The 8475-nt window shown below is 45.0% G+C and carries 9 protein-coding genes; 2 read left to right on the top strand and 7 right to left on the bottom strand.

Features of this window, described 5'->3' with window-relative positions; translation table 11 throughout:
• Positions 1–590: 590 nt before the first annotated feature.
• A complete protein-coding gene (locus tag QUB24_RS32440; RefSeq protein ID WP_333157644.1) occupies positions 591–1373 on the bottom strand; it encodes a hypothetical protein in 783 nt (260 codons plus the stop codon).
• A 455-nt stretch (positions 1374–1828) separates the two neighbouring features.
• On the opposite strand from QUB24_RS32440, the gene QUB24_RS32435 reads away from it, so the two are divergent.
• Positions 1829–2368, top strand: a complete 540-nt coding sequence (locus QUB24_RS32435; protein WP_333157642.1) for an REP-associated tyrosine transposase — start codon at positions 1829–1831, stop codon at positions 2366–2368.
• Positions 2369–2550: 182 nt separating this feature from the next.
• Here the strand turns inward: QUB24_RS32435 and QUB24_RS32430 are convergent, their stop codons facing one another.
• Positions 2551–3690 carry a nucleotidyl transferase AbiEii/AbiGii toxin family protein gene (locus QUB24_RS32430; RefSeq protein ID WP_333157640.1) on the bottom strand — a complete coding sequence of 380 codons (1140 nt, stop codon included), beginning with the start codon at positions 3688–3690 and terminating at the stop codon, positions 2551–2553.
• Positions 3691–4148: 458 nt separating this feature from the next.
• Positions 4149–5075, bottom strand: coding sequence for a thylakoid membrane protein ThyD (gene thyD, locus QUB24_RS32425; protein ID WP_333157638.1), 927 nt, complete (start codon positions 5073–5075; stop codon positions 4149–4151).
• 148 nt (positions 5076–5223) lie between these two features.
• Here thyD and QUB24_RS32420 point away from each other — a divergent pair, with 148 nt between their 5' ends.
• A complete protein-coding gene (locus QUB24_RS32420; protein WP_333157636.1) occupies positions 5224–6855 on the top strand; it encodes a DUF3352 domain-containing protein in 1632 nt (543 codons plus the stop codon).
• Positions 6856–7019: 164 nt separating this feature from the next.
• On the opposite strand, the gene QUB24_RS32415 is transcribed toward QUB24_RS32420, so the two are convergent.
• From QUB24_RS32415 to QUB24_RS32400, 4 genes are all read right to left on the bottom strand, one after another.
• Complete coding sequence (locus QUB24_RS32415; protein ID WP_172187588.1) at positions 7020–7217, bottom strand: hypothetical protein; 198 nt, start codon at positions 7215–7217, stop codon at positions 7020–7022.
• A gap of 196 nt (positions 7218–7413) precedes the next feature.
• Positions 7414–7830, bottom strand: a complete 417-nt coding sequence (locus tag QUB24_RS32410; protein WP_333157634.1) for a tetratricopeptide repeat protein — start codon at positions 7828–7830, stop codon at positions 7414–7416.
• Between the two features lie 87 nt (positions 7831–7917).
• Positions 7918–8271 carry a HesB/IscA family protein gene (locus QUB24_RS32405; protein WP_006632680.1) on the bottom strand — a complete coding sequence of 118 codons (354 nt, stop codon included), beginning with the start codon at positions 8269–8271 and terminating at the stop codon, positions 7918–7920.
• On the bottom strand, positions 8268–8475 hold a 208-nt coding region (locus QUB24_RS32400; protein WP_333157633.1), incomplete at its 5' end, for a hypothetical protein. The genes QUB24_RS32405 and QUB24_RS32400, both read right to left, overlap by 4 nt.

Genomic DNA, 8475 nt, shown 5'->3' with positions numbered 1-8475 from the left:
ATTGTTGAGCAATAACTTGCCCGGTGTTGAAAGGCAGGTACTTTTAGATGCGATCGTTTTTTAGTCTAAACTCCAGTTAATTATTATCTCACTTTTTACAAGGCAATTAGTAGAGATGCGCGATCGCCCGTGCTCAGAAACCGGGTTTCTCCATAAATCTCTGTGATTATCGAAATTGAAGCGAATAAAATGACCTCGTTCGGGGATATATTTTAGCAAAATTCTTCTCCTTCTGGTTTTCCCCAAGAGATTTCTTCGCCCGGTTCTATTTCGCCTGCTAATAATTCATCTAGGGTATATTTGGAAACTTTCTGATTTACAGGCTCTATGACTATTTTTCCATTTTCTATACTGCAAATTACTGCATCATCTGCTTTCAGGTTGAAATATTTGGTTCTTCAGTACGTAGTATGCTAAACAACCCAAAATCAAGCTGTAAACCTTGTTAAATAAGGATTAAACGAAATATCGCTCATTCTAGCCCAATTCATCCAAATAAATAGTCAAAACCTTTGCGGAGCAAAGGTTTTGACTACATTTCTATACAATTTGGCATACCAAGTAATGAAGAGCCATTATTTTTTGTATACTCATCCAAAGATTTTATAATAATTAGAATCTTTTTTAATAAAAACTCTCAGTCTAAATAATCGATAATAAAACACAACCTGTTTACTTAGTTTGTTGTTGATTTTCTCCCAAAGGGAACGTTTGGGATATTCAATCTGTTTATGGATGTCGAAGTAAATTTGTTTCTCCTGAATAATTGCTTGTCCATTTTGGATTCTTACTCGTTCAATATTATCCTTAAAGAATGGAAATTTGTCTTCGCGGAAAAAATCAAATGTCATCCCAATTCGAGCCGCAGCTAGCCCCATAGCATAACCCTCACCATGATAGATTTCTTGCATTTCAAAAAAGTAAGAAATTGTCTGCCAAAGTTCAAAAAATTCCCCTTCTAATCCATTCTGTCTCTTCATGACAAACATAAACTCGTGAAGCCACTTCACTTGTTGAAGATCAATATTTAGTTTTTGCCCTGCTGCTTTTATAACTTCAATTTCTTTCGGATTTTTAATGTTTTGTATGTGTTTGACTAAATCAGTACCTGCTCTTGCTGTAATTCCAGGAGACCAATTCATTTCTTCTACTAGAGGGCCTAGCAATCTAACATCAGAGTCTAAAAACATACAACTCTCAAATAGTGAGAGAGCTTTTTCAAGAACGAAACGTTTGTCATGATACCCTTTCACACTCTGGAGGTGGTGCTTGAACACCAGAACATGAGGGAAATTTTTAAACTGCTCTGGTTGATCGCTTAGGATACATAAAGTTGTGGAAGGCATATGGGTCTGGATATCTTGAGCTAGCATCTTTACATGAGCACGATACCTATCACCTACAGCTAGAGTACAAAAACAAAACTTTTCAGATGTGTCCATATGATTTGATCGCAAGAGATGTGAGTTAAACTTGCAGAAATTTTTCGTGAATCCAACTTATGAAAATATTTTATGTTGACACCCTTATTACGATCAGGTGATAATTTAACAGCACATCCCTCGTTCCCAGGCTCTGCCTGGTAACTGATATCCAGAGGCTGGGCCTCGCCCCAACCCACCAACAAACCCTCCATTCCCTTCTAGGCCCTGCCTGGTCCCTCGTTCCCAGGCAGAGCCTGGTAACGCATATCCAGAGGCTGGGCCTCGCCCCAACCCTTAAACAAACCCTCCATTCCCTCGTTCCCTCGTTACCAGGCAGAGCCTGGGAACGCATATCCAGAGGCTGGGCCTCGCCCCAACCCTTAAACAAACCCTCGATCGCCCCAATGGGAAGAAGCAGATACAAAGTAATATATTCCGACAACCAACCGCACTTTGTCACCTCTACAATTATCAACTGGATTCCTGTATTCTGTCAAGCAGAAATAGCACAAATAGTCTTAGATTCCTTAAGTTTTATGCAACGGGAGAAGCGTTTAGCCTTACACGGTTACGTTTTGATGGAAAATCACTTGCACTTAATCGTAACTTCTTCTGAATTGTCAACACAAATGAGAAATTTTAAATCATTTACAGCTCGCTCCATAATTGACTTGCTTGAAAAAAATCAAGTTACCAACATCCTCGATCAACTCGCATTCTATAAAAAGCTACACAAAAAAGACCAAAAATATCAGCTATGGCAAGAAGGGTTCCACCCGCAAGCTATTTTGGATGAGGCAATGCTGTTGCAAAAATTGAAGTATATCCACAATAATCCTGTTAGGCGCGGCTATGTTGACGATCCAGCTTGTTGGAGATATTCTAGTTATCGAAATTATATGGGTCAGGATGGATTGTTGCCAGTTGATTTGATTGATTGTTGAGTCGGATGATTTGTTTGAAGGAGCGAGGCAGAGCCTCTGGATATGCGTTACCAGGCAGAGCCTGTTAACGAGGAGAACTAGGGGAAAAAGAAGGGAAAAGAGCGAGGCAGAGCCTCTGGATATGCGTTACCAGGCAGAGCCTGTTAACGAGGAGAGCAATACCAAATCTCGCATCTAAGCATCTAATCTTCTAGCTTACTTGGGAACGAGGAAATGGTCTCGCTAAATGTCCTGACTGTGATTTCCCTGCCTAAATCCTGAGCGAGTAAATCGATACCGTTAATAACTTTATTTGGCTCTGCAATACTCAAAACCTCATAGCATTTTTCCCGATAATCGGGACGATCTTGGAAATACTGAATCGCTCGATCGAGCGGTTCCATAACTTGATAAGCTGCTTCAGCTTTGTCGATCGCCTCTTGGGGAATCGGAGTCGCTAACCTTTGCATAGCCAAGTCGATTAAATCTCTAGAATTTACCCGCTCGCTCGGCCATCGATCGGCATTTGCCAACAACTTTTCTGCTATACTATCGATTTGATTCAAGCAAGGAACAGGCGACCAATTTGGATAATTTGGTTCGCCAAACTCAATTCGCCCTTCACAAACCATCTCGAATTTAATAGTAGTGCCGTCAACAATAACAGGAAATCTTATCCCATACTGGTTCGCTTGAATATCGTTGGGGAGAACAATGCGTGAAGCGAAGCTATCCCCAAGGGAATCGCGACTAGCAAAAATCGCATCATAGCCTCCTTCGGCAACTTTTCGGCGCAGGAGACGGTAGCCATCATCCATCGGACACATAAAGTCAATATCCTGGCTCAACCGATATTCTCCGTGTTCCATACTTACCAGGGTTCCGCCGCCAAAATACGCCCGACATTCCTGTAGAAATGCGACATTCAAGTGGCTGAGTACAGTTAATATCTTTTGATGAATTTCGCGTTTAAACATTGCTTGAGAACTTACCCAATTTTCTGGATTTTTTGGCGGAAAACTGCTTCCCAGTTCTGCTATTAACCAAGACTGATAGTGTTGGCTGATTTGTTGAATAAAAGCCAGTTCCTCAAAACTAGGTGTTCCCAAGACTCCCCAATAATGCCAGCCTGATTCGTAGCGGCATAGCATTTCCTTGAAACTCATTTTTTTTACATCAGCAATTTGCCAGCAGATAGCTTGAAGGAATGGGAGTTCGGCGGGAATTGTCAACCCGGTTGCTATTTCTTGATGGTTCATCTGCTTGCGGGGAAAGCGAGGCAGAGCCTCTGGATATGCGTTACCAGGCAGAGCCGCTTGGTGACAAATTAAGCTCGCACCCACCGTCTCTCTTGTTTGTATCGAAGTCTCGATCCCCCCTAACCCCCCTTAATAAGGGGGGGACAAGATTCTTCTCAAAGTCCCCCTTCTTAAGGGCAGGGCTGTTTCATTCTCAAGAAAACGATGATTTTGACTCTTGTAGTGCCCCCGTGCCTACCCTCCCCATCCACGATTTGCTCATGTTTCAGAGATTGGGGCAGTCACGGGGGGCTGCCCCTACAAGAGAATGAAACAGCCCTGCCTTCTTAAGGGGGGAACAAGATTCTTCTCAAAGTCCCCCTTCTTAAGGGGGATTTAGGGGGAGCGAGACTCGACTAAAAGAGACATTTATTATGGGTTTCAGTCTTAAGTTGTCACCAATGGGCAGAGCCTGGTAACGAGGGATTTTCTTCCAGTCCGCGCAGGCGGACTTTGTTGGTTTAGCCCCGAATTCTATTCGGCGGGTTCTATTCCGTAGCTTTCTAACTTCCCGATAAAATCTCTTCTAGTGCTAATTTCAGCGTCGGATATTGATATTGAAAACCGCTAGCTAAAGTTTGTTTCGGCAACACTTTCTGCCCTTCTAAAACAAGTTTGGCCCCGTCTCCCAACAGCATTTCTAAAGCAAAACCTGGCACCGGCAACCAAGAAGGCCGCTTTAAAACTTCCCCTAAAGTTTGACACAATTCATTCATCCGCACCGGATTCGGTGCTGTCGCATTCAAAACGCCTTCAACTTGCGAATTTTGCAAAGCGTACAAAATTAAATCAACTACATCCTCGCGATGAACCCAAGAAAACCACTGTTTCCCAGTGCCCAGCGGCCCGCCTGCAAATAGTTTAAAAGGTGGCAGCATTTTTGCCAACGCGCCTCCCATTCCCAAAACTATCCCCAGCCGCAAAATTGCTAACCGCGTTCCCGCATTTTTTGCAGGTTGGGCGGCTGCTTCCCAGTCTTTGCAAACTGCTGCTAAAAAATCATCCCCAGCAGGGCTAGTTTCGTCAAATTCAGCGGTTTCGCTGGTTCCGTAATAGCCGATCGCCGATGCGCTAACAAACACCGATGGTCTAGGATTAGCATTGATGATCGCCTCGACCAATTTTGCCGTCGTCAGTCTGCGACTGTCCAGAATTGCTTGCTGGCGCGCCTGGGTCCACCTTTCCTCCGCAATCGGAACCCCAGCTAAATTTACAACACCGTCGCAGCCCGCCATCGACTTTTGCCAATCACCAGACTCCGCTGGAGTGTAGGCGACAACTTCCAAATTCGGATAAGCTGAAGCCGGAAAAACTCGCAGGGCCCTCGCCGCATCCCTGCTCAAAACCACCACTTGATGTCCCGCAGCTTGCAGCTTCTCCACCAGCCGGCTACCTACAAATCCCGTTGCTCCCGCGATCACTACTTTCATCTTTTACCAATAATGCACAGTTCTAGCAGTTTAGACGATCGTCCAAACTTGTCTTTGATTATACAAAACGAGAGAGCAGGCTCGATCGCCTCCCCACAAGCTTTCTGTATTTTCATTAAACTGATAAAGGACGCGAGGAAAACAAACCATGCCTGCAAAAAAATCAAAGCTTCTAATTGCTGCCTCCATCGCCGCAGCAGGTAGCGCTGCGGTCTACTTTTACTTCCAGGGTTTGAGCCAACAAGTATCCAACCCTCAAGACAGCGCCAAAGTTGTACCCGACGAAGCAATGATGGCCGCGTTTATCTCCCCCAATCCCCAAGCCCTGGCCGAGTTACAGCGATTTGGCACGTCTGGGGCTCAAAAGTTGGTCGGTCAGGGTTTGAAGGCCTTTCAAGAACAAAGCTTGGCCGGCACTCAAATCGACTTTGACAGGGACTTAAAACCTTGGTTAGGGGGGGTGATGGTCGCTTTGCTACCCCCTGATGCTGTGACGAATACAGAGCCTCCAAAACTGCTGGTAGTAGTCAGCGTCAAAAATAAAATTAGCGCTTGGAATTTTGCGAATAAATTAAAATCTCAGCCCGGTGCAACTACTCAAGAAACCGAGTATAAAGGAGTTAAAATTTATGAGATTGCAGAGCCAACTGGCAAGCGCTACAGTGTGGCTTTGCTGAACGACCAATTAGTGATGGCTCCTTTGAGACAGCCTGTGGAATTGGCGATCGATACTTTTAAAGGAGAACCCTCCCTCGCCACCCAGCAGAGCACAACTAAGTTTTTTGCAGAAAGTGCTGGTGTCAAGAATCCGATCGCAACTGTTTATATTGCTGACTATCCTGCTGCAATTGACCAATTGAAAGCTAATTTGCCCGCCGATATCCAGTTGCCTTGGACAGTGTTTTCGCAGTTCAAACAAGTTAAGTCTTTGGTTGCGGGAATTGGGGCGGATAGTGCGGGATTGAGGGTAAAAACTATCGCTCAGTTAGACCCTAAATTCGTCCAGCAAAATCCACAAGTCGCATCGAAATTGTTACCCAGATTTCCTGGTGAAACTATTGCTTTAGTCGGCGGCAAGGGACTAGATCAAATTTGGTCGCAAGCAACCGCTGAGGCACAAGATAGCCCGGAAGTTGACAGGGGAGTTCAGCAGGTGAGGAGTAGTTTTAAACGGTTGGATTTGGATGCGGATCGTGATGTTTTTGGTTGGATGAATGGGGAATTTGCGATCGGGGCGATCGGTTCGGATCAAGGGATTTTGTCTCAGTTGGGGATGGGGGCGGCGATGATTTTTGAAACGAGCGATCGCCCTGCTGCAGAAGCAACTCTGAAAAAACTCGATGCGATCGCCAAAAGCAATGCTACAGTCAGTGTCGCCCCCAGACAAGTTCAAGGAAAGGAAGTTACGGAATGGAAAATACCCCAGCAAGGCACTTTATTCGGGCACGGTTGGCTGAATGAAAATTCTGTGTTTGTAGCTTTCGGTGGCCCTTTAGTTGATGTGATTACTTCGACGCCACCCCAGCCGTTAAGCAGCAGTCCGAGTTTTCAGGCGATCGCCACTTCTTTACCGCAAGTCAACCAAGGTTACTTTTACATAGATATGGAAAAAACCATGTCTTGGGCTAACCAATATTTGCTCGCAGTACAGCCCAATTTAGTTTCCCCGCCCGTCGCTGAATTGCTCAATTCTCTCCGAGGAGTTAGCGTAGCCACAGCTTCTACACAACCGACAACTGCTCAGCTTGAGATGCTTTTTGCCTTAAAATCTAACAATTAGAGAATTGGGAATCGGTAATTTCTAATCGGTAATTCTTCCTTCTATCCCTTAAATCCCGATTCAGTGCGCGTTGCCGGAGTTTTTCCTGACCAAAAAAAGATGCTGCCCTCAATGGAGGGCAGCTACTCAAATAAAGCATCTTAAAGTCTCTCACAACTTCAGAATTAACCTTCAGACATTCCTGATTTATTGGGCAATTGCAAATCATCTGGGTCTACGTAGTGACAAACTGCTTTGTCCATGCAAATCAAGGCCCAGCCGGATTTATCGATGCTCATCAATTTGTAAGAAGCGGGCTGAATAAAGAAACCTTTGTGGTTGCGGGTTGCTGGTTTGATGTTAACGTGGCTGTCATTGCTCATGTTTTTACAACTCCTAGTATTATCGTAGTAAAATCTGAAAACCGCTGAGCGGGTTTGTGAATCGTCTAAGTTTTCAAATACTAGCACTGACTTCCTGAGTTTTCCATAAAGTTATTTATTGATTTATTACGATATCGTAATAAACCGCAAAGCCGATTTCCTCGATCCCCGCCCAAAAATCGACTTGTTTGCGCCGTTACGGCTCCAGAAGCCACTGTTTAACGCGGGCGAGACTCTTCCAGTCGGGTTTTCGGCTTAATCCTTCTTCAAAATTTTTTTTAACTTCGTCGAGCAACTCTTCGGAAGCCATCACTAATTGCTGAGCCACTTCTACGTGGGGGCGCACTCCTTTTTCTTTGAGATCGAGGATCGCTACTGCTAGGTTGATGCGAGCTTGGGGGTCATGAGGGTTCAATTTAACGGCTGTTTTCGCTGCTTTTTGAGCCGATGCAGGTTTATTTTCTAACAGGTAGAGCCACGCGAGGCTAGCCCAGGCATTGCCATTTTTGGGAGCTTTTTCGCACACTTCTTTAAACACGGGGATCAGATTAGCCGGGGCTTCGCCAGCTTGGTAGCGATCGAAACCGTCTTTAAACAATTCTTCAGGGGTCATTCGATTTTAGATTTTGGATTTGGGATGTTGCATGGAAAAGGGCATGGGGCAGTTAACAACTTTCTGCCCCATGCCCTCTTTTCCGATTTATGTAGAAAAAGAACTGCCACAGCCGCAAGTTTGAGTGGCGTTGGGGTTAGTAAACTGAAAACCGCCCCCGATCATAGCATCGCTGAAGTCGAGAACCAAACCGTAGAGATAAAGAATGCTCTTGCGATCGCAAACGACCTGAAAACCGTCGTAGTCGAACACTTCATCGTCGGATTTGACAGTGCTGGGATCTGCGAAATCCATCACGTAGGACATTCCAGAGCATCCGCCCTGGCGCACCCCTACCCGCAAGCAGAGGTCTTTACCTTGTTTTTCTCTGAGAGCTAAAACTTGACGGACAGCAGAGTCCGTCATTTGAATGCCGCGCTTTTCAGAAATGGCTTGAGTCATAATTTGCCGAACTCCTGAGACTGTCTATTGCTAAGAGTGTGAAATACCCAAACTAAACGGAATACCGTTATAGTTCTGGCTTCGTGTCTCGTTTGCCGTTGCTCTGTTGGGTATCCCATTGCTGGGTATTCGTCACTGAAGACGATCCGAGTCTGACACAGCATCTCTGGGCTTTTACACCCTTTATCCCTTCCTAGGGAACCC

It is taken from the genome of Microcoleus sp. B9-D4 (genome assembly GCF_036705105.1).
Taxonomy (GTDB): domain Bacteria; phylum Cyanobacteriota; class Cyanobacteriia; order Cyanobacteriales; family Microcoleaceae; genus Microcoleus.
This window is presented reverse-complemented; position numbering and strand designations above follow the sequence as displayed.